At 63.1% G+C, this 23,021-nt stretch carries 25 protein-coding genes; 12 read left to right on the forward strand and 13 right to left on the reverse strand.

The window, feature by feature from the left end:
- Positions 1 to 346 precede the first annotated feature (346 nt).
- The 3 genes from QN222_RS28320 to QN222_RS28330 all read left to right on the forward strand — a co-directional run bounded on the left by QN222_RS28320 (position 347) and on the right by QN222_RS28330 (position 4,440).
- Positions 347 to 2,353 carry an acyltransferase family protein gene (locus tag QN222_RS28320; RefSeq protein ID WP_283965632.1) on the forward strand — a complete coding sequence of 669 codons (2,007 nt, stop codon included), beginning with the start codon at positions 347 to 349 and terminating at the stop codon, positions 2,351 to 2,353.
- A gap of 99 nt (positions 2,354 to 2,452) precedes the next feature.
- Complete coding sequence (locus tag QN222_RS28325) at positions 2,453 to 3,850, forward strand: PLP-dependent aminotransferase family protein (RefSeq protein ID WP_284005710.1); 1,398 nt, start codon at positions 2,453 to 2,455, stop codon at positions 3,848 to 3,850.
- A gap of 200 nt (positions 3,851 to 4,050) precedes the next feature.
- Positions 4,051 to 4,440, forward strand: coding sequence for a DUF983 domain-containing protein (locus QN222_RS28330; protein WP_283965575.1), 390 nt, complete (start codon positions 4,051 to 4,053; stop codon positions 4,438 to 4,440).
- Between the two features lie 55 nt (positions 4,441 to 4,495).
- On the opposite strand, the gene QN222_RS28335 is transcribed toward QN222_RS28330, so the two are convergent.
- Positions 4,496 to 5,134, reverse strand: a complete 639-nt coding sequence (locus QN222_RS28335) for an NrsF family protein (protein ID WP_283965576.1) — start codon at positions 5,132 to 5,134, stop codon at positions 4,496 to 4,498.
- 1 nt (position 5,135) lies between these two features.
- On the reverse strand, positions 5,136 to 5,672 hold the full coding sequence (locus QN222_RS28340) for a sigma-70 family RNA polymerase sigma factor (protein WP_283965577.1): 537 nt from the start codon (positions 5,670 to 5,672) through the stop codon (positions 5,136 to 5,138).
- Positions 5,673 to 5,913: 241 nt separating this feature from the next.
- On the opposite strand from QN222_RS28340, the gene QN222_RS28345 reads away from it, so the two are divergent.
- The 4 genes from QN222_RS28345 (at position 5,914) to QN222_RS28360 (ending at position 8,675) form a co-directional block, all read left to right on the forward strand.
- Positions 5,914 to 6,237, forward strand: a complete 324-nt coding sequence (locus QN222_RS28345) for a DUF2282 domain-containing protein (protein WP_283965578.1) — start codon at positions 5,914 to 5,916, stop codon at positions 6,235 to 6,237.
- Positions 6,238 to 6,329: 92 nt separating this feature from the next.
- Positions 6,330 to 7,259 (forward strand): DUF692 domain-containing protein, encoded by a 930-nt coding sequence (locus tag QN222_RS28350; protein ID WP_283965579.1) that lies wholly within the window; start codon positions 6,330 to 6,332, stop codon positions 7,257 to 7,259.
- Positions 7,246 to 8,037: a DNA-binding domain-containing protein gene (locus QN222_RS28355; protein WP_283965580.1), complete on the forward strand. Its 792-nt coding sequence runs from the start codon at positions 7,246 to 7,248 to the stop codon at positions 8,035 to 8,037. Before QN222_RS28350 ends, QN222_RS28355 begins: the two co-directional genes overlap by 14 nt.
- 125 nt (positions 8,038 to 8,162) lie before the next feature.
- A complete protein-coding gene (locus QN222_RS28360) occupies positions 8,163 to 8,675 on the forward strand; it encodes a DoxX family protein (RefSeq protein ID WP_283965581.1) in 513 nt (170 codons plus the stop codon).
- A gap of 210 nt (positions 8,676 to 8,885) precedes the next feature.
- Here QN222_RS28360 and QN222_RS28365 read toward each other — a convergent pair whose 3' ends face one another.
- The gene (locus QN222_RS28365; protein WP_283966075.1) at positions 8,886 to 9,497 is read right to left on the reverse strand and encodes a 2-hydroxychromene-2-carboxylate isomerase; all 612 of its coding nucleotides are present in this window, start codon (positions 9,495 to 9,497) and stop codon (positions 8,886 to 8,888) included.
- Between the two features lie 123 nt (positions 9,498 to 9,620).
- Entirely contained in the window at positions 9,621 to 10,508 is an 888-nt protein-coding gene (locus QN222_RS28370; RefSeq protein WP_284005707.1) for an SDR family oxidoreductase, read from the reverse strand.
- Positions 10,509 to 10,663: 155 nt separating this feature from the next.
- Here QN222_RS28370 and QN222_RS28375 point away from each other — a divergent pair, with 155 nt between their 5' ends.
- A complete protein-coding gene (locus QN222_RS28375; RefSeq protein WP_283965403.1) occupies positions 10,664 to 11,068 on the forward strand; it encodes a helix-turn-helix domain-containing protein in 405 nt (134 codons plus the stop codon).
- A 478-nt stretch (positions 11,069 to 11,546) separates the two neighbouring features.
- Here QN222_RS28375 and QN222_RS28380 read toward each other — a convergent pair whose 3' ends face one another.
- Positions 11,547 to 12,266 (reverse strand): aspartate/glutamate racemase family protein, encoded by a 720-nt coding sequence (locus QN222_RS28380; protein WP_283965402.1) that lies wholly within the window; start codon positions 12,264 to 12,266, stop codon positions 11,547 to 11,549.
- 220 nt (positions 12,267 to 12,486) lie between these two features.
- Between QN222_RS28380 and QN222_RS28385 the strand changes: the two genes are divergently transcribed.
- A complete protein-coding gene (locus QN222_RS28385; RefSeq protein ID WP_180938312.1) occupies positions 12,487 to 12,951 on the forward strand; it encodes an Lrp/AsnC family transcriptional regulator in 465 nt (154 codons plus the stop codon).
- A 206-nt stretch (positions 12,952 to 13,157) separates the two neighbouring features.
- Positions 13,158 to 14,426 carry an NAD(P)/FAD-dependent oxidoreductase gene (locus tag QN222_RS28390; protein ID WP_283965401.1) on the forward strand — a complete coding sequence of 423 codons (1,269 nt, stop codon included), beginning with the start codon at positions 13,158 to 13,160 and terminating at the stop codon, positions 14,424 to 14,426.
- 25 nt (positions 14,427 to 14,451) lie between these two features.
- Here the strand turns inward: QN222_RS28390 and QN222_RS28395 are convergent, their stop codons facing one another.
- The 6 genes from QN222_RS28395 to ccoN form a co-directional block, all read right to left on the reverse strand.
- Positions 14,452 to 15,225: a DUF2189 domain-containing protein gene (locus tag QN222_RS28395; RefSeq protein ID WP_283965400.1), complete on the reverse strand. Its 774-nt coding sequence runs from the start codon at positions 15,223 to 15,225 to the stop codon at positions 14,452 to 14,454.
- A 104-nt stretch (positions 15,226 to 15,329) separates the two neighbouring features.
- Complete coding sequence (locus QN222_RS28400; RefSeq protein ID WP_283965399.1) at positions 15,330 to 15,560, reverse strand: hypothetical protein; 231 nt, start codon at positions 15,558 to 15,560, stop codon at positions 15,330 to 15,332.
- Positions 15,557 to 16,459, reverse strand: coding sequence for a cytochrome-c oxidase, cbb3-type subunit III (ccoP, locus tag QN222_RS28405; protein WP_283965398.1), 903 nt, complete (start codon positions 16,457 to 16,459; stop codon positions 15,557 to 15,559). Before ccoP ends, QN222_RS28400 begins: the two co-directional genes overlap by 4 nt.
- On the reverse strand, positions 16,447 to 16,623 hold the full coding sequence (locus tag QN222_RS28410; RefSeq protein ID WP_283965397.1) for a cbb3-type cytochrome c oxidase subunit 3: 177 nt from the start codon (positions 16,621 to 16,623) through the stop codon (positions 16,447 to 16,449). The genes ccoP and QN222_RS28410 overlap by 13 nt, the downstream gene beginning before the upstream one ends.
- Before the next feature lie 16 nt (positions 16,624 to 16,639).
- A complete protein-coding gene (gene ccoO, locus QN222_RS28415; protein ID WP_283965396.1) occupies positions 16,640 to 17,374 on the reverse strand; it encodes a cytochrome-c oxidase, cbb3-type subunit II in 735 nt (244 codons plus the stop codon).
- Position 17,375: 1 nt separating this feature from the next.
- Entirely contained in the window at positions 17,376 to 19,028 is a 1,653-nt protein-coding gene (gene ccoN / locus QN222_RS28420) for a cytochrome-c oxidase, cbb3-type subunit I (protein ID WP_283965405.1), read from the reverse strand.
- A 351-nt stretch (positions 19,029 to 19,379) separates the two neighbouring features.
- Here ccoN and QN222_RS28425 point away from each other — a divergent pair, with 351 nt between their 5' ends.
- Positions 19,380 to 20,264: an aminoglycoside phosphotransferase family protein gene (locus tag QN222_RS28425; RefSeq protein ID WP_283965395.1), complete on the forward strand. Its 885-nt coding sequence runs from the start codon at positions 19,380 to 19,382 to the stop codon at positions 20,262 to 20,264.
- A gap of 29 nt (positions 20,265 to 20,293) precedes the next feature.
- Here QN222_RS28425 and QN222_RS28430 read toward each other — a convergent pair whose 3' ends face one another.
- On the reverse strand, positions 20,294 to 21,019 hold the full coding sequence (locus QN222_RS28430; RefSeq protein ID WP_283965394.1) for a thermonuclease family protein: 726 nt from the start codon (positions 21,017 to 21,019) through the stop codon (positions 20,294 to 20,296).
- Between the two features lie 74 nt (positions 21,020 to 21,093).
- On the opposite strand from QN222_RS28430, the gene QN222_RS28435 reads away from it, so the two are divergent.
- Entirely contained in the window at positions 21,094 to 21,873 is a 780-nt protein-coding gene (locus tag QN222_RS28435) for a hypothetical protein (protein WP_283965393.1), read from the forward strand.
- 462 nt (positions 21,874 to 22,335) lie between these two features.
- Here the strand turns inward: QN222_RS28435 and QN222_RS28440 are convergent.
- Positions 22,336 to 23,021, reverse strand: a 686-nt coding sequence (locus QN222_RS28440; protein ID WP_284005708.1) for a hypothetical protein, incomplete at its 5' end; no start/stop codon positions are given.

A 23,021-nucleotide genomic window follows, 5' to 3' on the forward strand; every position in this document is an offset into this window, starting at 1 on the left:
GAGCGACACGCACATGAGCCGAGCGGTAACAGGATTTTGAACAGCCGCTGCTGCGCGTTCTTTGGGCCGCGCCGAGCGGCTGCATGGCCTCCGGGCCGGAACCGCCAAAGGGAAGAAATCTCGTAGAAATTCAAGGCATTCCAGCGCCCTTTGTGCGCCTGAGTGGTCGCGACCAGCGGCGATCCGGGGCGCAGGAGCGTCGGTCGAAAAGCGGCTGCGCCGTATAAAGGGGTGCCGATTCCACAAATGTGTCCAAAAGCCGCCGTATAAGCAGCGCCGATTTTGAACACTCGAATCATGCGTACTCAATTCATTTAAGAACACGCTCTTGTTGGGGGGCGTTGTCGTGGAATACCGTAGGGATATTGACGGCGTGCGAGCCATCGCCGTGATGTCGGTCGTATTCTGTCATGCTGGAGTTCCTGGTTTTTCCGGTGGGTTGGTTGGCGTCGACGTTTTCTTTGTCGTTTCGGGTTTCCTTATTGCCGGAATTCTCCATCGTGAGCTTGCAGCAGGGCGCTTCTCGCTGATCTCGTTCTATGAGCGGCGAGCGCGACGAATATTGCCGGCGCTTTTCTTCACGATTGCTGCCTGCTTTGTGGCGGCGGCGCTGCTGCTGCTGCCGGACATGTTCGTCGGGTTGGCACGGTCCGCGCTGGCCGCGATGTTCTTTTCGTCCAATATCTGGTTCTGGTACGCGAATGCGGACTATTACGCCCCGGATGCGGATCTGGAACCGCTGCTTCACACCTGGTCCTTGGGCGTCGAGGAGCAGTTCTACATCGTCTTTCCCCTAGTCTTGTGGTGGCTCTTCCTGTTGCCGCGACGGTCCATGGTCCGGGCATTCGCCGGCTTGTGTGTCGCATCGTTCTTGCTTTCCGTCTGGGCAAGCGGCGCTTACCCGCGGGCCAACTTCTACCTGGCGCCCACGCGGGCCTGGGAGCTTGGGCTTGGCGTGCTCCTTGCCGTCGGCGCCTTTCCGCGCTGTGACAGTGCAAGGCTTGCCCAGGCGGCATCGCTGCTCGGGCTGGGCGCAATACTGGCGGCGGTCGCGTCCTTTGATAATACAACGCTGTTGCCCGGGTTCAGCGCGGTGCTGCCCGCTTTCGGCGCCCTGGCTCTGCTATGGTCGGGCGAGCAACGGGTGACGTTCGTCGGCCGCATGCTGTCCGGTTCGATACCGGTGGCGATCGGGCTGATCTCCTATTCGCTCTATCTCTGGCACTGGCCGATCATCGTCTACTTCAAGCTGGTGGGCGGCACGATGGAAATTACGCCGCACCAGATGCTGATCGCCATTGCCGTATCACTTGCCTGCGCCTATGCGAGTTGGCGTTTCATCGAAACGCCGTTCCGCCGCCGGGCGCCGAATGGATTTACGCCCCACTTCATTCTGGCCTCTTCGTCGGCCGCCGTCTTAGTCGTCGCGGTCGTGGCGGCCACGGTGAATGTGTGGCAAGGCTTTCCGGGGCGCCTCTCGCGCGATGCGCAACTGGCCTATTCCGGCACCTTCGATATTGACGGACAACGCGATCGCTGCGGCGGCAAGACGCCGCGGGACGGCCTTTGCCGCATCGGGGCGGACACCGGCGCAGCAAAAGGCAAGAGCAGCATCCTGCTCTGGGGGGATTCCCATGCCGGAGCAATCATGTCCGGCCTCGATGTGTTGCTCGAGAGAAGCCACAAACAGGGCGCGGTCGCATTCAAGGGCGGGTGCCCGCCTCTTCTTGGCGTGGAACGGCTGGACAAAGGGCCGGACCACGATTGCTCCGAATTCAACGCGGCGGTCATGTCGATGCTGCGAAAGGGCCGCGACTCGCCCGTGGTCGTCCTCAGTGCGCGCTGGTCACATATCGTCAATAGCGATCCCGAAAGTGAAACAAGCGGCCCGCAGGCGCAGCTCGTCCGAAAGGGTGGCGGCGAAAGCGACCCCGAGCAGGAGTATGCCCTCTTCGCGACTGCATTGCTGAAGACCGTGCGAGCGATCCGCAGCACCGGCCGAAAGGTCATCATTGTCGATGATATTCCGGATATCGGCTGGTCCGTCCCGCGCGTTCTCGGTCTCAACCACTTTATCGATGCCGCCTTGCCGCCTGTCCCGACGCGGGCCGTGGTCGAGGCGCGTAACGCGCGCGTCAACCGGGTGCTCGAAATCGCGGACAAGGATGCAGGCGTACAGCGCGTCAGTGCCGTCCCGCTGCTGTGCAGGCCTCTTTGCATGGTCGCAAAGGACGGCATCCCGCTCTATTCAGACGAGCACCACCTTAGTGTCTTCGGTGCGACAACTGTGGTGCCGATGATGATGAAGGATGCCATAGCCACCGTTCAAACCCCCATCAGATCAGTGAGATGATCGGCAGCGCCGCAGTCCGCCAGCGGTCGGCCTTCGCCCGCAGCGCTTGCGCTGGGTGCCGCATCCATGCAATATCCATACATTGTGGAAAATGGGGTGTTGTCGATGGACAAGGCGGGTCTTTCCTGGGTGCCGGCGCTGAGCAGAGAGGCCGGACCGCTCTATCTGGCAATCGCCGATGCGCTGGCGGCGGATATCGCGGCCGGTGGGCTTAAGGAGGGAACGCGCCTGCCGCCGCAGCGGGCGCTCGCGGGTGTTCTCGGCATCGATTTCACCACCGTCAGTCGTGCCTACAACGAGGCGCGGACGCGGGGTTTGATCGAGGGGCGTGTAGGGCAGGGCACCTATGTCAAGGCGCGGCGGAAGAATGGCGGCCGGTCGTCCGGCGGCGGGCTCGTCGACATGAGCATGAACCTGCCGCCGCTCTTCGACGATCCGGAACTTATCGCCCGGATGTGGGGCGGCATCGATGCCCTTGAGGACGAGCGGGGCCTGGATCTCCTGATGCGCTACCAGGCGGTCGGTGGCGCGCTGCCGGACAAAGCGGCGGGGACCGCCTGGCTGAGGCCGAGGCTCGGCGAGGTGGCGGCGGAGCGGGTGCTCGTCTGTCCCGGCGCGCAAGGGGCGCTGCTTGCCACGGTCAGCATGCTTGCCGCGCGCGGCGACGTGATCTGCGCCGAGGCACTGACCTATCCGGGGCTGCGGTCGCTCGCGGCCCATCTCGGCATAGGCTTTGCTGCCGTTGCCGTGGACGAACAGGGACTTTTGCCCGAGGCGTTCGAGGCCGCCTGCGTCAAGCATCGACCGAAGGCGCTTTACTGCAATCCGACGCTTCATAATCCGACGACGGCGACACTGTCGCTCAAGCGCAGGGAGGCGGTCGTCGCAATCGCCCGCAGGCACGGCGTCGCGATCGTCGAGGACGACGCCTATGGCGCGCTGCCGACAAACCCGTTACCGCCGCTTGCTGCGCTCGCTCCCGACCTTGTCTATTACGTGGCCGGGCTTGCCAAGTGCCTTTCACCGGCGCTTCGCATCGCCTATCTCGTCGTTCCGGATGCGGTGAGTTCCGTTCGTCTCGAGGGCGCGATCCGCGCGACGGCCGGCATGGCCTCGCCGCTTTCGGCGGCGGTCGCCACGCGCTGGGTCGAGGATGGAACGGCGGACGCAGTGCTTGCGGCCATTCGGGCCGAGGCCGGACGGCGCCAGCGGATCGCGGCGGAGATCCTGCCGGCCGATCGCGTCCTGACCAATCCCGAGGCGTTTCACCTTTGGCTTACCCTGCCACCCGGCTGGACACGCGGTGAGTTCACTGCCCGTTTGCGTACGGCCGGGATCAGCATCGTCACGAGCGACGCATTCGCGCTCGCCAATCCGCCGGAGGCGGTGCGGCTGGGACTCGGCGCGGCAGAAACGCGCGCGGAGCTTGAGCGCAGCCTCGCCGTCATCGCCGATCTTCTCGTGCAATCGCCGGCTGCGGTAAACTTCGTCGTCTGAACGGTGGCGCCGACATCCGGCGCAATTGTCGCAGGGATTAATGCATACAATTATTTGACAATGTATGTTTTGTATGGCTCTCTGTTCCAGAAGCCGGCGAGGCGGATTGTCCGCTGCCATCCGGCATGTCGGCGCCGACGAGCGCTGCCGCGATTGCGCACCTGCACTTGCCGCCGACGAAACCCTGGAAAGGAAAGACAATGTCTTCACACGAAGATTGGCCGGCCCTTCCGCCGCTGCAGACGGGCCTGCGCGGCCGCTGCCCGCGTTGCGGCCAAGGGCATCTGTTCGAAGGCTTCCTGAAGCTCCGCCGGGAATGTGAGGTCTGCGGCCTCGATTATTCCTTCGCCGATCCGGCCGACGGCCCGGCCTTTTTCGTCATCTGCTTCGCGTGCGTGCCGAGCGTTTTGCTCGGTGTCTGGCTGGAGGTGCAGTATGCCGCGCCGCTTTGGGTGCATCTGTTGACGACCGGCCCCTTCATGCTTCTCACCTGCATCCCGCCGCTCAGACCGCTGAAGGGCTGGCTGGTCGCAAGCCAGTTCTTCTACAAGGCGGAAGAGGGCAAGGTCGTGCGCAAGGCCCTGCCGTAGGTGCCGGAAGGGCCCAAGGCAAGCGCGACCTCCTGATTGCGATGCGGCCGACGCGTCACCAGCGGGCGACGTAGCGGCCGCCGAGGGTCCCGAGAAGCGCCAGGCCCGCGACCGCGATCGTGTACCAGGTCGCGACGAACAGGGGTGAATCGTCCGGGCAATGCGAGGCATAGAGCGTTGCGGCGATACCGCCGGCCAAAAGCCCCGCGATCGCACCGGCGAGGGTCGGATGGGACGCAGCACCGTGGCGCAGCGCGAGTAGAAGCAGCGCGAGCGGGCCGATCCCGATCAGCGGAATGAAGGTCAGGCAAACCAGGCTGTTCGTCCCGACAAGCCTGGCCGGCCACGTTTCGGCGGGGGAGACGATAAGCTCGATCGCAACCCCCGCCAGGATGAGTGCCGGGGCGATGGCAAGACAAGGCAGTACGCCGCGCGCGTCGGCTTCCGGGCGCGACAGCATTCGCAGAAGGGCGAAGGCGCTTGCGCCAAGGGCAATCGTCACCAAGAACTTGAAGAGAAAGCGGACCGTCTGAGCGGCGCTGGCGATATCCGGCCGGGGGCCGAGCAGGGCGAAAAAAACCGTCGTCGCAATCGCGATCGCGATGAGGACAGCGCCCCACCAGACGGTATTCATTGGCACGCCGGTTCGCCGGCTGTCCGCCGCCAGGGCCTTAATGAGTTCGTGCGTCTCCATGTCAGTCTCGTCCAAATCGCCGCGCGATGGCAGCAAGGCCGCGATGAAGCGCGACGCGAACTGCGGTTTCCTTCATGTCGAGGCTCCGGGCCGTCTCCGCGATCGTGCGCCCTTCCACCGATATCGCCGTCACCACCGAACGCTGGCCCGGCGTCAGCGTTTCGAGGGCGCGGCCGATCTCCCAATCCCGCGCCGTCTCCGTTTCCTCGGTCGCAAGCTCATTCTCGACCTCGCTGAGCTCGATCCGGGCATGGCGCCCATGTCGCCGCATGGCATCTACAAGCTTGTGCCGCGCGATCGCGTAGAGCCATGGCTTCACCGGGCGGTCATTGCTCCAGGTGTGACGCTTCACATGGATGGCCAGCAGCGTTTCCTGGACGATATCCTCCGGATCAAGGCCGGCAAATACGATCCTGCGCCGCGCCCAGGCGCGAACAAGCGCTGCGGCTTCGTGCAGGAAATCGCCGTAAGCCTTTTCGTCGCCGCCAAGCGCGGTGCGAAAGAGCCGGGCGAGATCGCCGTCGTCCGCGCCGTTCAATTGCGCTTCCTCCCAATTCGCCAGTTTGCGCCGCTTGTTACATGCCCGCGTAGCAAATGCTTCGCCCCATCGGAGCGGAGGCCCTTGTTCGACCCGAGTCAATCCAAAATCACCGTGAATTCGCACCGCAATGCGCTCACGAAAGCGTGTAGCCGCAAAGTGTAACATCTCTCCCGCAGGCGACGAAGGAAGGTCTGTGTGCCGGCGCAAAGGCGCACGCACCAACACGGAGATGGAAACCATGTCTACCAGAACCTCGATAAGCGCGGCCATACTTGCCAGTGCGGTGGCAACCGCAGTGTCGTCGCTCGCGATCGCCGCGCCGCTCACGGAGGCGCAGGTCAAGGCCGCAATGGATGCCGGCAAGGAGAAGTGCTTCGGCGTCGCGCTCAAAGGCCAGAACGACTGCAAGGCCGGCCCGGGCACGACCTGCCAGGCAACCTCGACGGTGGATTACCAGGGCAATGCCTGGAAATTCGTCGATGGCGGCACCTGCACGACAATGGACCTGCCGGATGGCCGCAAGGGTTCGCCGGAGCCGCTGTCGCGCGATCTTCCCTCCTAAGCCAGCTTTGAAACTACGCAATTCCGGACGGAAAACCGTTCCACACTTTTCCTGGAATTGCTCTAGACAAGCGCCGGAAAGCGGAGGCGACGATGGCCAAATTGGCAATACACGCGGATCGTGGCGCGTCGGAAGACTTCCGTTTTCCGGCGCATGCGATCGACGGACTGGCAGGCACCAGTTTCAAACATCAGCACATCACATCCATTCTGGAAGATCAGGCGGCCGAGCGCGGCTTCTTCGAGGTTCACGCGGAAAACTACATGGGCGAGGGCGGGCCGCCGCACGCGGCGCTCGCGCGAATACGAGCGGATTATCCGGTTTCTCTTCACGGCGTCTGCATGTCGATCGGCGGGCCGCAGCCGCTGGATAAGGCCCATCTCGGCCGTTTTGCGCGGCTGATCGAGCGATACGAACCGGCGCTTGTCTCGGAGCATCTGGCCTGGTCGACGCACGAGACGACCTATTACAACGACCTGCTGCCGCTGCCCTACACCGAAGCCACCCTGCAGCGCGTGGCCGACCATATTGATGAGGTTCAGGAGACGATCGGGCGGCCGATACTCATCGAGAACCCATCGACCTACCTGCTCTTCAGGGAATCGACGATGAGCGAGACGGCATTCATCCGCGAGCTGGTCGGACGTACAGGCTGCGGCCTGCTGCTCGACGTCAACAATGTCTTCGTCTCGGCAACCAATCATGGCTTTTCCGCGCTCGACTATCTCGCGGACTATCCGCTCGAACATGTCTGCGAGATCCATCTGGCCGGCCACACCGAGCAAGAGGACGACGAGGGCGATCTCCTTCTCATCGACAGCCACGACGGGCCGGTCGCGGACGCGGTCTGGACGCTCTTCGACATCGTCATCGGCCGGTGCGGTCCGCTTCCGACGCTCATTGAATGGGACAGCGCAATTCCCGACTGGCCGGTGCTGAAGGCCGAAGCGATAGCGGCACAAGCGATCCTCGATCGGCACGCCGGCGCATTGCTGCGGGGGAAGAGCCATGCGCGCGGCTAGGGACGCTCTTTGCGCGACCGCTGATGATCTCGGCTATCCGGAGCGCCTCGTGCCGGCGCTGCTCGATCCTGGTCGCGCCACGCCCACTGTCGTTGCGGGACCGATGGGCAAGGCCGCCGACAAGCGCTTCGACATCTATCGCAACAACGTCACCGTCAGCCTGATCGACGCGCTCGCCGCGGCATTCCCCGCGACGATGCGCATCACCGGCGAGACCTTCTTTCGCGCGATGGCCCGGTTTTACGTGCGGGAGACGCCCCCGACATCGCCGCTCCTCTTCGAGTACGGCCGGGACCTTCCCGCCTTCATAGAGCGTTACGAATATGCGCAATCGATGCCGTGGCTTGCCGATGTCGCCCGCATCGAGCGGGCCTGGCTTGACGCCTATCACGCGGCGGACGCGCCCGTCCTGTCGCCGCATGCCCTGACGTCGTTTCCGGCCGACGCGCTCGCCGACACCGTCTTCGAGACGCACCCGTCGGCGCACGTGGTCCGCTCGGCCTATCCGGCGGTGACGATCTTTTCCGTGAACCGCGACAGCGGCCCGGTCGGCCGCATCGAGGCCCGGGAGCCGGAGAGCGCGCTGATAACAAGACCGGCGCTCGACGTGGAGGTTCGTCGTCTTCCGCCGGGCGCCGATGTCTTCCTCGGCAACCTCCTGTCGGCTGAGCCACTCGGAAGCGCTGCCGCGGCGGCAAGCGCGCACTGTCCGGAATTCGATCTCGCAACTGCCATTGCCGTGATGCTTGAGGCCGGTGCCTTTGCCGCGGTTCGCTAGAGCGGGATGCGGAAAGTGTGGGCGGCTTTCCGCCCGCGTCCCGCTCTCACTCATAAGAATCGGTCACGTTTATGATTTTGGGTCGATTCGACCCCGAAATATTGAGATCTAGGGAGGATGAGAAGGTGACTCTCGTACCGAAGTTCTTCGAAAGACATGATAATTGGGGCGGCGCAGGCTGGCTCGGCCGGATCGACGGCCTGATTGCGGCCATCGCGCCGACGTCGCTCGCCCAGCTTGTTTTGCGCCTGGGGCTTGCCGTGCCTTTCTGGCGCTCGGGCATGAGCAAATGGGACGGCTTCCTGCAACTGAACGATGTCGCCGTCCTGCTCTTTACCTCGGAATTCCAACTGCATCTGCCGGGTGGCCCCTATGCCTTTCCGGCTCCGGCCGCGACGGCATTTGCCGTCGCTTGCGCGGAAGTGCTGTTGCCGACGTTCCTTGTCTTGGGTTTGGCGACAAGGCTCGTCGCACTCGGACTTCTCGCCATGACGATTGTCATCCAAGTCACCGTTCCGGATGGATGGCCGATCCATTTGACATGGGCGGCGATGGCGCTCGGCATCGTCACCTGGGGTGCGGGCAGGTTGTCAGCGGATTGGTGGCTCGGGTCGAGCGCGCGCGGAGGAAAAATGTAAGCGGATTGCCCCTCATCCGCCTGCCGGCACCTTCTCCCCGCACGCGGGGCGAAGGGACTCGTTGCGCCGCTTTTAAACTCCTTCTCCCCTCGCGGACAGGGGAGGAAACATGCAGTAGGCGGGTGCGGCATATCCCCTCTCCCTGTCAAAACGGGGAGAAGGTGCCGGCAGGCGGATGAGGGGCAAGCAACTCAACATGTCATCACTCCTTTACCCCGGGTTTCCCAGATCCAGATTGTGCTGCCATTCGACCGCATCCTCCAGACGATCGTGGCCCCAGAACAGTTCGCCGTCCGAGACGAAGGAAGGCGAACCGAAGATGCCGATCTCCTTCGCCTCCCTAGTAGCGGCGCCAAGCGCGTCGGCCGCCGCGGCGGAGCCTGCCTGCTTCAGCACGCGGGCGGGGTCCTGGCCCGCTTCCCTGATGCTCGCCGAGAGGTTGGGCTCGCTGCCGGCAGGGTCGCGTTCGACGAACCAGCGGCGATAAGTGGCGATGGCATAGGCCGGGCACCAGCCTTCTTCAGCGGCGAGCACCGCAACGCGGTTGGCCTGTTCCAACTCGGGCAACGGGTAGGGGATAGGCAGCCTCAGGGGCAGGCCGAACCTCGCGGCGCGCCGCTCGATATCGCGCCACATATAGGCGGCCTTGAGCGGCTTGTCGGCGAACGGAGCGTCGTGTGCGTCAAGCTGGATTGCGTGGGCGTCGAAGGGCCTCCAACGAACCTCGACGCCCGCCCTCTCGGCGACTTCAGCCAGCCGCATGACGGCCAGAAAGGTGTAAGGGCTTCCTATCGAGAACCAGAAGTCGATCGGCGCCGTCATTGCTCTTCCTCCCCTGCTGCATGACGCATGGGGAGGTAGATAGAGCCTGGACGCTGCACGCCAATGCGGCCTTCGACAAAAAGCCCCGGACGGTTGTGACCGGGGCTTTGATGTGGCGGCGAATTATTGGACGAGCGTTGTCTTGCTCGCTTCGAGGAATGCGGGAAGGCTGATGGGCGTGTTGCCGGTCAGCGCGGCGAAATCGCCGGTCACCATGCCGATGTGGCCTTCGCGGGTGTTGCTGTCGAAGGAGACGACGATCGGGACCATGAAGTCGGGCAGGCCCGCGCCCTTGAGGCCGCCGGCGAGTGCCTCGTCGGAAATGTGGACGACCTCGAGCTTCTGGCCCGTGGTGCTGGCGACGAGGGCTGCGACCTCGTCGGTCGAGCGCAGTTCCGCGCCGGTCAGCGTATAGGTGCGGCTCTCCGTGGAGCCGGAAAGAAGTGCTGCTGCCGCCGCTTCGGCCGCGTCGCTGCGGGCGATATGGGCAAGGCGGCCAGCGCCGGCGGAGGAGAACCACTGCCCGGTTTCAAGCGCGTGCGGCAGGGCCATGAAGAGGTTTTCCATGTACCAGCCGTTCCTGAGGATCGTATAGGGAATGCCGGTCGCCTTGATGGCGTTTTCGGTGCCGAGATGATCGGGCGCGAAGGGGATGACCGAGGTCTCCGGGTTCGGCATCGAGGTGTAGAGGATGTGCTTGGCGCCGGCTTTCTCAGCGGCGGCAACGGCGTTCAGGTGCTGTTGCAGCCGCTTGCCCGGCTGACCCAGCGCATCGGTCGAGATGATGAGGATGCGATCGGCGCCGGCAAAGGCCTTTTCGAGCGAGGCCGGGTCGTCGAAGTCGGCGGCGCGAGTCTGCACGCCCTTGGCGGCGTAAGGGGCGAGCTTGCTGCTGTCGCGACTGGCGGCGATGATATCGGCCGGCTGCACCTTGGCGGAAGCAAGCAGCGCGTCGAGCACGAGCTGCCCGAGCTGACCTGCAGCGCCGGTCACGAGCAATGTTTCGGACATGGTCTTTCCTTTCGTTGCGTTCCAGCCGTCTCTCGCCGAGTGTTGATATCATTACGAGTGCTGGTCTCTTTTTGAGATTTGCTCTTATCCCGTAATCTGCTAAGAGCTGTAAAGGAGGCAGTTTTTTCTGCGGTGGTTACGGAAAGGGTACCGCCATGAACAGGACGACAGGCGCAGTGAAGGGCAAGCGGGTGGTGATGGTGTGCGGAGTGCCGATGGATATGGCCAATTGTCCCGTGCGTGACGTGATGGACAATATCGGCGGCAAATGGAATTCGCTGATGATCCTGTCGCTCGCCGACGGCCCCTTACGCTTCTCGCAGCTCCGACGGCTGATCCCGGACATTTCGCAGCGCATGCTGACGCAGACGCTGCGCGACCTGCAACGCGACGGCTATCTGAGCCGCACGGTCTACCCGACGCAGCCGCCGAGCGTGGAATACAGCCTCACCGATCTCGGCCGGTCGTTTCTCGTGCCGCTCAAACTGTTCGTCGACTGGTCGCTCCAAAACCACGACGCGATCCGCAAGGCGCGGGCGGAGTATGACACCGGGGCATGAGCGGATTGTCGCCATATGTCTGTGCTACCGCCACTCTCATGGCATTGGGTATAGCGATCGGCATCGGCATCGGCGCGGTCATAGGCACAGCGCTCGGTGACCTCGCGGCCGGTGTCACTATCGGCATTGCTCTGGGTGCTGCAGCGGGGTTGATGTATCAGCACCGATAAGGCGAGCGCCTGTGATCATTAACCTATTAGCCGGCAAATGCTGCCGCCGACCCCTCGCCAGATGGGATGCAGCACACCCAAGTCGTTGGGCGTGGGAGCCCGATTACCTCATGTTGCCAACGTGAGGAATGGCGTCACGGATTTCCGGTATTCGCGGCGTCGGGCGGCGTTCAACGCCGCGCCCCGAGCGGAGGCTGCGCCGCAGCTTAAATCATTTCATTGTTTCATTGAAACAGCGAAATGATCTAACTCTTTGAAACTACGCAATTCCGGACGGAAAACCGTTACACACTTTTCCTGGAATTGCTCTAGGCGGCGCAGTTCACGACCTCACCGCCGAGGGCGAATTCGACAGCGGCCTCGGCATGGATGGCAGTGGAATCGAAGCCCGGCAGCGGCAGGTTTGCGGGATCGAGGATCAGGCAGATCTCGGTGCAGCCGAGAATGACCGCGTCGGCGCCTTCGGCCTTGGCCTTCTCGATGAGGGCGACCAGCGCCTGGCGCGACGGCTCCAGCACTTTGCCGGCGCAAAGCTCGTCGAAGATGACGTTGTGGGTGAGCGTGCGGCCATCGGCATCCGGGACCATCAATTCGATCCCGTGCCGCTTCATGCGCTCGGCATAGAAGCCGTGCTCCATGGTATAGCGCGTGGCGAGCAGCAGCGGCTTGCGGCTGCCGGCCAACTTCAATCGCTCTGCGGTCTCGTCGATGATGTTGATCAGCGGCACGTCGACCGATGCCTGCACCTGATCGGCAATCAGGTGCATGGTGTTGGTGCAGATCAGCACGCATTGCGCGCCGGCAGCCTTCAGCCCGCGCGCAACGTCGGAGAGGCGCTGAGCGGCGTCGTCCCAACGGCCGGCCTTCTGCAGGTCGACGATCTTCTGGAAATCCACGGAATGAAGCAGCACTTCGGCCGAATGCAGCGCGCCCAGGCGCTCGCGTACGGCCTCGTTGACCATGCGGTAGTAAACCGCCGAACTCTCGAAGCTCATGCCGCCGATAAGGCCGATCTTGCGCATTTCCATGGTTCCCTCGTTCTTGAACAGGTATCGACATCGGGACGAAGAAGATGCTGTCTTGCCACCTTCTGATCCCGTTCCATTGTTAAAAGTATGGCGCGGCTTTGACCGGATATGTTTGCTTTGATGGAGAGATCTGGGGAAATCTGCGCGCAATATTTGTGTCATGGTCGCATTTTCCGCAAATTATTGGCGTCAATTGGGTCGGCAGCGAGGAGTCACTGGCGTGTTGGATGAGAGAGACCGGAAGCTCCTGGCGCTCCTGCAGGAGGATGGCAGCGTGGCCATGAGCGACCTGGCGGAGCGCGTCAACCTGTCGCTTTCCGCCTGTTCGCGGCGCATTCAGCGACTGGAGGAGGCAGGCTATATCGCGCGGCGCATCGCCGTGCTCGACCGGGAAAAGATGGGTGTGCCGACCACGGTATTCGCGCTGATCAAGACCGCGCATCATTCCGACGAATGGATCGAAAAGTTCCGGCGCGCGATCAGCGATATTCCCGAGATCGTCGAGGCGCACCGGCTGACCGGCAACTACGACTATATCGTCAAGGTGGTGCTGCCGCGCGTGGAGCATTACGACGTCGTCTACAAGCAGATCGTCCGAAAGGTGGAACTGTTCGACGTTTCCGCCTCCATTTCCATGGAAGTCTTGAAAAGCGGCACGGCCGTGCCCGTCGGTTACGCGGAATAGCGTCTACAGCGCCGCGCGCCTTACCAGACGCGCAAAGGAACCCTGTAGCACTTTGAATTGCTGCATGTTTTTATCCTTAAATCGGCAACGATTTAAGGAAACATGCAGCAGGCCGGGGCACGCGATGTTGCAAGGGAGCCATGTCGAACAAGCGGTTGTGTGTGGCCTCCCGAAGGCGGACAGTCTTGGAAACAAGGCGGAATGCGATGCAGGAAAAACATCACGTCGTTGTCGTCGGCGGAGGCTTTGGCGGGCTGCAACTCGTCAACGATCTTCGCGGCGCGCCGGTCCGGATAACGCTGATCGACAAGCGCAACCACCACCTCTTCCAGCCGCTGCTTTACCAGGTGGCGACGACGCTGCTGGCGACCTCGGAGATCGCGTGGCCGATCCGCAATCTTTATCGCGACCGGCCGGAGGTGACCACGCTGCTGGGAGAGGTCGTGGGTGTCGATCCGGCTAACAAGAGCGTGATCCTGACCAGCGGCAAGCCGGTCCCCTACGACACGCTGGTGCTCGCGACCGGCGCCACGCATGCCTATTTCGGCCACGACGAATGGGCACCGGTAGCGCCCGGCTTGAAAACGCTGGAGGACGCGACGACCATTCGCCGGCGCGTGCTTCTCGCTTTCGAGCGGGCGGAGCTCGAGGACGATCCGGCAAAACGCGATGCACTGCTGACCTTCACCGTCATCGGTGCAGGGCCGACCGGGGTGGAGCTGGCCGGCATCATCGCCGAGATGGCCCATCGGACGCTGCCGGGCGAGTTCCGCCGCATCGATACGAGACAGGCACGGGTGGTGCTCGTCGAGGCGGGGCCGCGCATCCTTCCCGCCTTCACCGAGGAACTGTCGGCCTATGCGGCCCGGGAACTTGCAAAACTCGGTGTGGAAGTGCGCACGGGGGCTGCCGTCACCGACTGCACCGACGCCGGCGTGATGATCGGCGACGCCTTCGTGCCGAGCCGCACGCTGGTCTGGGCCGCAGGCGTGCAGGCCTCGCCGGCCGCCGGTTGGCTCGGCATCGAGGCGGATCGTGCGGGTCGAGCCATCGTTGAAAAGGATTTGAGCGCTCCCGGGCTGCCCGATGTTTTCGTCATCGGCGACACGGCTTCGGTCATCCAGGAGGGGGGCAAGCCTGTGCCGGGCATCGCGCCCGCCGCCAAGCAGCAGGGCGCCTATGTTGCCCGGATGATCCGCGCCAGGCTCGAGCGCAAGCCGGCGCCGGGGCCGTTCCGCTATCGTCACCAGGGGAGCCTCGCCACGATCGGCAAGCGTGCCGCGATCATCGATTTCGGCAGGATCAAGCTCAAGGGCGCGCTCGCCTGGTGGATCTGGGGCATTGCCCATATCTACTTCCTGATCGGCACGCGCAGCCGCTTCGCGGTCGCCTGGAGCTGGCTGTGGATTTACCTCAGCGGCCAGCACAGTGCCCGGCTGATCACCCAGAAAGAGACGCTGCGGCAGGAAGGGTAGCGGCGTTACAAAGCACGATCCGCGCTCATTTCATGTCCTGATAAACGTACCAGGTCGCATGCCCGATGACGGGAAAGAGCACGATCATCGCCGCGCCTACCGTCAGGATCGAGATGAGGAAGGCGCAGAGCACGACGAAGCCCCAGGCGATCATCACGGGCATGTTGTTCCAGGCGGTCGAAATGCTGGTTCCCATCGCCGTGAAGGCGTCGAGCCGTTGGTCGAGCAGCATGGGAAACGAGACGACCGCGATCGCGAAGGAAAAGGCGGCGAAGAGACCGCCGATCACGCAGCCGGTGACGAGCATGGCCCACCCGGTCGGTGTCCCGAAGAGCACCGGCGCGATGTGATCAAGGCCCGGAAACGGCCGTACGCCGAAGAACAGCGCATAGACTATGACTGCGGCGCGCATCCATGTCGCCATCAACAGCATCAGGAGCACGCCGACGAAAAGCACCTGGGCCCCGGAGGCGGGGCGCACGAAGAGCATTTTTGCGAGCGTCGCCTTTTCACCGGCGTCGGTGAGGCGTGCTTTCTCATAAAGACCAATTGCGAGAAACGGGGCGACCACCATGAAGCCGGCAAGCGCCGGAAACAGGATGTAATCGTAGCCGAAGGTGAACAGCGTCCAGATAACGACGACAGAGACGAGAAAGACACCGACGCCGTAAATAAGGCTCGGCACCGGGTCGACGATCAGCGCCTGCCATCCCTTGCGCAACCACTGGAACACGGTGGCTGGAGGCAGATGGCGTGCCCTCGGCGATTCATAGGGTTCGACAATGTCGTTCGGTCCCATCCCGCTTCCTCCTGCGGCGCCGCGCGTCGTTTTGCGCAAGGATCACCGCAAACTCTTGAATTGCTGCGCAATTTCTTCCTCAAATCGTTGCCGATCCAGGGAGTTCAGCAGGCGGATCCTGCCGCCCGGTACACGCCTTCAACGCCTGAGCGTTCCTTCAGATGCGCCGCGCAGCCCGGGTCGGAACGGACCGCGACGTAGATGAAATGGACGTTTGCACCGGCGAAGATCGCCAGCACGGTGAAGAGCAGCGGCAGCACCCACCAAGGGCGGCGTGGCTTCCGGCTACCTTCGCCCGCTTCCCGGGACTGTCGATCGAGCGCCGCGTCACTCACTGGCTTTGCTCCCCCGTGAACTGGGTCTCACCTCCCATGGTCGCGACGTAGAGTGCGAGCATCTTTATCTCTTCCGGCGCCAGACGTGCCTCCCAGGTCGGCATGTGCCCCATCCGTCCGCCAAATATGGTGGTGACGATCTGGCTGGCGCTGCCGCCGTAGAGCCAGTGGCTGTCGGTCAGGTTCGGAGCTCCGAGATCCACATTGCCTCTTGCATCCTCGCCGTGACAGCTGACGCAGTTGGCCGCAAACACCTCCTTGCCCTTTGCGATCCGGTCGGCGGTCTCGGGCGTCGCAAGAGAGGGGTCGCTGAGCGAACGAACATAGTATGCCACGTCAGAGATTTGCGCCCTGTCGAGAACGCCGTCGCGGCCGAAGGCGGGCATTTGTGACGTGCGGGTGTCCTCGGCCGCCGAATTGACCCCGACGCGAAGCGTCTGCGCGATCGCATCCGGATCGCCGCCCCAGATCCAGTCGCCGTCCGTCAGATCCGGAAAGCCGGGACCGCCTGTTCCGCTCGCGCCGTGGCAGACCGCGCAATTGTCGCCGAACAGGCGATGGCCGGTCTCCTTGACCTTCGCCATCAGAGTTCCGTCCGCCTGGATCTGGCTCCAGTCCTTGGCCGCGAGATCGCTGAGCCAGATCGACCGTGCCGCGTTCGCCGCTTCGATGCTTTCCTCCACCTCGGTCCTCTGGTCGATCCCGAGAGCACCCCTGGTATAGGTCGTGATGAGCGGCCATGCCGGCATCAGGATCCACCAGACCAGCGAGAAAAGAAATGTCACGACGAGAAAGAAGATCACCACCTTGGGGATCGGCGTATCGAGTTCCGCGATGCCGTTCCAGTCATGGCCAGTGGTCAGCCGGCCCGTCACCGGATCCCGCTCTATTGCTGCCATGGCTTGTCGTCCTTGTCATCCAGGATGCTCTTCTTGGCGTCGTCGAATTTCTTCCGGTTCTTCGGCCAGAACACGTAGACGAGCACGACGATGGCAAAGGCAATCAGATAGAAAAGCCCCCAGCTCTTGGCGAATGCCACCAGCGTATTGTGGTCGACTTCCATCGCTAGCCTCCCATCTCTAGCCACCTTGTCCGGCGGCGCCTTCGGTTTTGGCTGCCTTGGTCAATTTGCCGAGAACCTGCAGATACGCGACAACCGCGTCCATTTCGGTGACCCGGTTCGGAACACCGTCAAACGCAGAAACCGTCGTGTCGTTGCCATAACGTTCGGTGACGCCCGACGCTTGCGAGGCATCGGGCGATGCCTGGCCGAACGCATCGGCGGGGGCGTTGGCGATCATTTCGTCGGTATAGGGAACGCCAACCTTGCGGAGTGCTGCGAGGTGGTCGCCGAGATCGGATATCTTGAGCGGGTTGCGCGCGAGCCACGGATAGGCGGGCATGACGGAGCCCGCGACTACGTCGCGCGGATTGATGAGGTGGGCGACATGCCAGAAATCGGAATATTTGCCGCCGACGCGCGCGAGATCCGGGCCTGTTCGCTTCGAGCCCCAGAGCATCGGGTGATCGTATTTCGACTCGACGGCGAGCGAATAAGGACCGTAGCGCTCCACCTCGTCGCGCAAGGTGCGGATCATCTGCGAATGGCAGGCATAACAACCTTCGCGAATGTAGATGTTGCGTCCTGCAAGTTCGAGCGGCGTATAGACCCGCATGTTGGGATCACTCTCGACCGTTTCATCGATCGTATAGAGCGGGGCGATCTCGACAAGGCCGCCGATGCTCGACACCACGATGATGGCAAGCACGAAGCCGATGGCGTTTCGCTCGAGCTTTCTGTGAACCTCGGGCATGTCACTCTCCCGCCGCAACGGCTTCGCCGCGGCCGGGAACGGGGAGATCGCCGGCTGCTTTCTCGGTCGCGTCCTCGGGCGTGTAGCGTATGGTCATGTACAGATTGTAGGTGCCGACGATCGCCCCGGCGAGAAACAGGAGACCGCCGAAGGCGCGGGCGATGTAGTAGGGATGCATCGCGATGACGGTTTCGAGGAAGGAAAAGGCAAGCGTGCCGCTGTCATTGTAGGTGCGCCACATTAGGCCCTGCAGGATGCCCGAGTTCCACATGGCGAAGACGTAGATGATGGTGCCCATCAGCGCGAGCCAGAAATGCACCTCCACCAGCCGCGCGGAATACATCGCCTTCTTCTTCCAGAGCCAGGGAATGACGCTGTAGAGCGAGCCGAAGGTGATGAAGGCGACCCAGCCGAGCGCGCCGGCGTGCACGTGGCCGACCGTCCAGTCGGTATAGTGGGAGAGGCCGTTCACTGGCCGGATCGCCAGGAACGAGCCCTCGAAAGTGGTAAGGCCATAGAAGACGGAGGCCACCATGATGAAGCGGAGCGTCGCGTCGTCCCTGACCTTGTGCCAGGCGCCGTTAAGGGTCGCGAGCGCATTGCCGGCCGACGCCCATGACGGAACGAGCAGCATGACGGAAAAGGTCATTCCGAGCGTCTGCACCCAATGGGGCAGGGCGGTGTAGTGCAGATGGTGTGATCCCGCCCACATGTAGAAGAAGGTGATGCCCCAGAAGCTGATGATCGAGAGCCGGTAGGAGAAGATCGGCCGCTCTGCGCGCTTGGGCAGGTAGTAGTACAGCATGCCAAGGAAGCCGGCGGTCAGGAAGAACGCCACCGCATTGTGCCCGTACCACCACTGCACCATAGCATCCTGGACGCCGGAATAGATCGAATAGGATTTGGCACCCGTCAGGGATACGGGAACGGCGATGTTGTTGACGATATGCAGGACGGCGACGACCAGGATGAAGGCCATGTAGTACCAGTTGGCGACGTAGATATGCGGCTCTTTGCGGCGCGCCAGCGTGCGAATGAAGAGCACGAAATAGGTCACCCAGACGACGACCAGCCAGATATCGGCGTACCATTCGGCTTCGGCATATTCCTTGGACTGCGTGATACCCATGAAATAGCCGCTGACGGCGAGGATGCAGAAGAGGTTGTAGCCGAAGACGACAAACCAGGGGCTGAGCTGGTCGGCGAGGCGGGCCCGCGAGGTGCGCTGCAGGACATGGAACGAGGTGGCGATCAGTGCATTGCCGCCGAAGCCGAAAATCACGCCGGTCGTATGCGCCGGCCTCAGCCTGCCGAAACTCGACCAGGCCGCGTCGAAGGCGAGTTCCGGCCAGGCGAGTTGCGCCGCGACCCAGACGCCGACCCCCATGCCGAAGATCGCCCAAATCATCGTCAGCACGATGCCGACCTTGCTCGGATCGTCGTAATATTGCGACAGCCGCGATGGCTCCGGTTCGGGGTCGAAGATGACGGAGAGGACGAGAAAGAGCAGGACGAGGCTGTAGAGGAAAACGATGGCACCGTGAACGCCAAGCGTGTCGGCCCGTCCCGCTGCCGCCATTGCCAGACCGACGATCACCAGCGCGACAAGAATGGTTGCTGCGGATCGCCGCTCGCCCGAGGTTAGCTGTCTGATCATGCTTTCAGCCCCATCCGCTTCCCATGTGACGTCTCGTTCTTTCGCCGGCTTTGCTCGTCACAGTCCCGGTCGTACATCGCGGCGCGCCGCATGATGTCTTTTGGCTGCTTGGGCAAGCGCGAGTGCGTCACGCAAGCTTCGGCCCGCCGTCGGCCGCGGTTGTATCAAAAACATCCGCATCTTAGCGCGGCATCAGCCGATGACAAGAAGCAGCTGAAGCGATTTGAAAGCCTAAATGTTATGGATTCTCGTAGTTTAGGGACGACGCGAGCGCGGAAAGCGGTTTTGTGCTTTGCTGCGTTATGCCCTACAAGGTCGATGTCTTTTGCTGCCAATGCAACTGTGGATATGATGACCATCGACGCGTCTCTCGTCAGCCGGTTGATCGCCGTGCAATTTCCAGAATGGGCGCATCTTCCGATCAGCCCTGTCCGGTTCGGCGGATGGGACAACCGGACCTTCCATCTGGGTAGCCACATGACCGTACGGCTGCCCAGTGCCGCGCCGTATGCGCTTCAGGTCGAGAAGGAACAGCGATGGCTGCCGGTGCTGGCGCCGCGCCTGCCGCTTCCCATTCCCGTGCCCTTGGCTCAAGGCCGGCCGGGCGAGGGCTACCCCTGGCCGTGGTCGGTCTACAAGTGGCGCGAGGGCGAGATCGCGACCCATGCGCCTGTCGCCGATCTCAGCGCCTTCGCGACGACCTTGGCAGAGTTCCTTGTCGCTCTGCAGGAGGTTGACGCCACCGACGGGCCGCCGCCGGGGCAGCACAATTTTTTCCGGGGCGGACCGCTCACCGTCTATGACGGGGAAACGCGCCGCGCGCTCGAAGCCCTCGAGGGCAGGATCGATACGGATGCGGCACGCGCCGTCTGGGAAGCGGCGCTCGCCGCGGACTGGCAGGGGGCGCCGGTCTGGTTTCACGGCGACGTCAGTTCCGGCAATCTTCTGGTTGAGGACGGCCGGTTAAGCGCCGTCATTGATTTCGGCACCTCAGGCATCGGCGACCCCGCGTGCGACCTCTCGGTCGCCTGGACCTTTTTTCACGGGGAGAGCCGCGAGGTGTTCCGCGCCGCACTGCCGCTCGACAAAGCGACCTGGGCGCGCGGCCGCGGCTGGACGCTCTGGAAGGCGCTCATCGTCTATGCCGAGGTTCCGGGTACCGATCGCCTCGAAGTGGAGAAATCGCGCCGCGTGATCGAGGCGGTGCTCGCCGATCACGAACGCTTCGGCTGAGCGAGCGCGCAACGAAGGGGTGATATGGATCAGCCGGAGACGCGAGCGACGGAGCGGCCGCACCAGGAAGGCGCTTCTCCCGCCCGTTTGCGCACGAGCCCTTCGGAGACGAGAACGTCGCCGAGCGATCTTCCGTTGCGCATCACCAGATGCGGGGTTCCACTTTCCTTGCTGCTGCCAGTGGAGGCGACCAGAGTGAACTTGCCGGCGTTCAACAACTCGCGCAGACGTTGCTTGGCGTAGAAGCCGCGCGCGCGTTCCGCCTCGCATTTCGCCTCCTTCGTCTCGGGAGCGTCGATGTCGGCGATCAGGATCTTTTCGCCCTTGAAGAGGAAGGTGTCGCCGTCGACAACGCAGTTATCGTTGCGAATGCCGCAAAAATAGAACGTGTTGGCGTCGGCAAACCGAGGCGTCGGCTGCTCCATCGGTCGCCCAACCGGAGCAGGAGGAACAAGCGCTGGCTTTCCGACGATCGGGGAGGGAGGTGCGAGCGCCGGCTTCCTGGCGATCGAGCCGGTATGCTCTTTCGGCTTCGGCCGCGTCTGTGCGGCCACCGGTCTTGTCTTCGTCTCGGTCGGTGAAAGCATGGCGACCACCTCGGAGGCGCCGGGCAGATCCGGCAGTTTAGCCCGGTGGTCATAGGCTGCGATGCCGCCGATGATTAGGACAGCCGCGACATACCACGGCGCCATGCCGCCGCCATTGCCCTTCCGGCTCGTGCTGCGCTTCCGCCTCTTTGAACTCGCCTTGGCCATCCGATTCGGTCCTCGATTGCGCCGGCATTATCGGGACTAGGGGTTGCTGAAAGGTTGCCATCCGGCTCGCCGAAGTGGGCGATGGCGGGTGTGCGCGAAAGCCACACGGAGCTCGCTCCCGTGTCTACGCGGCAGATGTCCTGCCGGCCCTGGCGCCTCAACCCCAGCCCGAGGAAAGCCCCGAGGGGTGGTCCTTCTCCTTTGCGCCCTATTTCTGGATCGCGGGGATCGACGGAGACACGGCGTCGTTCGGCTCGCCGACGGTCGAGATCGACCAGAGCTTCAGTGACATCTTTTCCGACCTCGATTTCGGCTTCATGGCGGCAGGCGATGCGAGATACGGCCGCTTCAGCATCTTCACGGACCTGCAATACGCGAAAGTATCGACGGATTCGGCCACGCCGCGCGGAATTCTCGCCAATAAGGTCGATGTGAAAACGGCGACCTTTTCCGGTCTCCTCGGCGCCGGCTATGCTGTCGTCGACGACAGCAGCGCCCGTCTCGATGTCATCGGTGGCGTCAAGGTTTGGTCGGCGGAGACGGAGATTTCGTTCAGAGGCGGCATTCTGGACGGCGTTTCGTGGGAAGACAAGGAAACCTGGGTCGACGGGCTGGTCGGCCTGCGCGGCCTCTATTCGTTCACGCCGGAGTGGTACGTTACCGGCTGGGGCCTCGTTGCCGCCGGCGAGGCCGACCTGGACTGGGACCTGATCGGGGCGATCGGCTACAACATCAACGACCGGATCTCGGCCCTTGCCGGTTATCGCGCCATGGGGGTCGACTACAGCAATGACGGTTTCACTTACGATGTGATCCAGCACGGGCCGATCATCGGCGTCGCCATTCGTTTCTAAAGAAGTCGAGGACGGTTCGTAACGAATTTTCCGGAAATCGTGTCGTTTCAAAGAGTTGGTCTTACTGTCAACGGCGCGGTGAACCACCCGAGAGCCTGTCGATCGAGGCCCAATGCGAATGGGCGGTCTGGCGTAGCACGGCGATCTCCCGGTTCGCGCATGATTGCTGACGATCGCTGATTGCGGATGTTTGCGCGCATCGCAAGAATATCGTGGGGTACGGGAACGACCGCTCCGCGGTTTCCGCCGGTATAGAGAAACCATCTCCGGAATGGATGAGGCAAAAGAAGGCGGGCCCTTGTAGCCGTGCGACTTTCCAGTCGCATGAAGGCTACGGGAACCCGCCAATCTCGGCAGGTCACGCCGCATTCAGGTGAGGCCTGAAGGCGATTTCCTGCCGCGCGCGCTTTTATAAAGTGCGCAGATTGCATGGCGCGTTCATTGGAACGCGCCATGCATGCATCAACGGTTGTCGTCGCTTTGCTCGGAATTACCGGGAATCCCGTCGCTGCCGCCGTTGCCTTTGCCATTATTGGCTTGCCCGCCTGCACCTGCGCCGTCGCCGCCCTTGCCGGGTGCCTTGTCGCCGCCCTTGCCGGGTGCCTTGTCGCCGCCCTTGCCGGGTGCCTTGTCGCCGGTCTTGTCCTTGTCCTTGCCCTTGCCGCCAGCCTTGTCCTTGCCCTTGCCGCCGGCCTTGTCCTTGTTCTTGCCGCCGGCTTTGTCCTTGCCCTTGCCGCCAGCCTTATCCTTGTCCTTGTCGCCAGCCTTATCCTTGCCCTTGCCGCCAGCCTTGTCCTTGCCCTTGCCGCCGGCCTTATCCTTGTCCTTGTCGCCAGCCTTGTCCTTGCCCTTGCCGCCAGCCTTGTCCTTGCCCTTGCCGCCGGCCTTATCCTTGTCCTTGTCGCCAGCCTTATCCTTGCCCTTGCCGCCGGCCTTGTCCTTGTTCTTGCCGCCGGCTTTGTCCTTGCCCTTGCCGCCAGCCTTGTCGTTGCCCTCGGGTTTATCCTTGCTCTTGCCGTCGGCCTTGCCTTTGTCGCCGCCCTTGTCGCCGCCTTGGTTATTGTCGCCCTGGCCGCCGTTGCCGCCGCCGCCGTTGTCGCCGCCGCCGCCGTTGTCGCCGTTGTCGCCGCCGCCGCCGTTGTCGCCGT

The organism is Sinorhizobium sp. 6-70, from assembly GCF_030124375.1.
Lineage (GTDB): Bacteria > Pseudomonadota > Alphaproteobacteria > Rhizobiales > Rhizobiaceae > Sinorhizobium.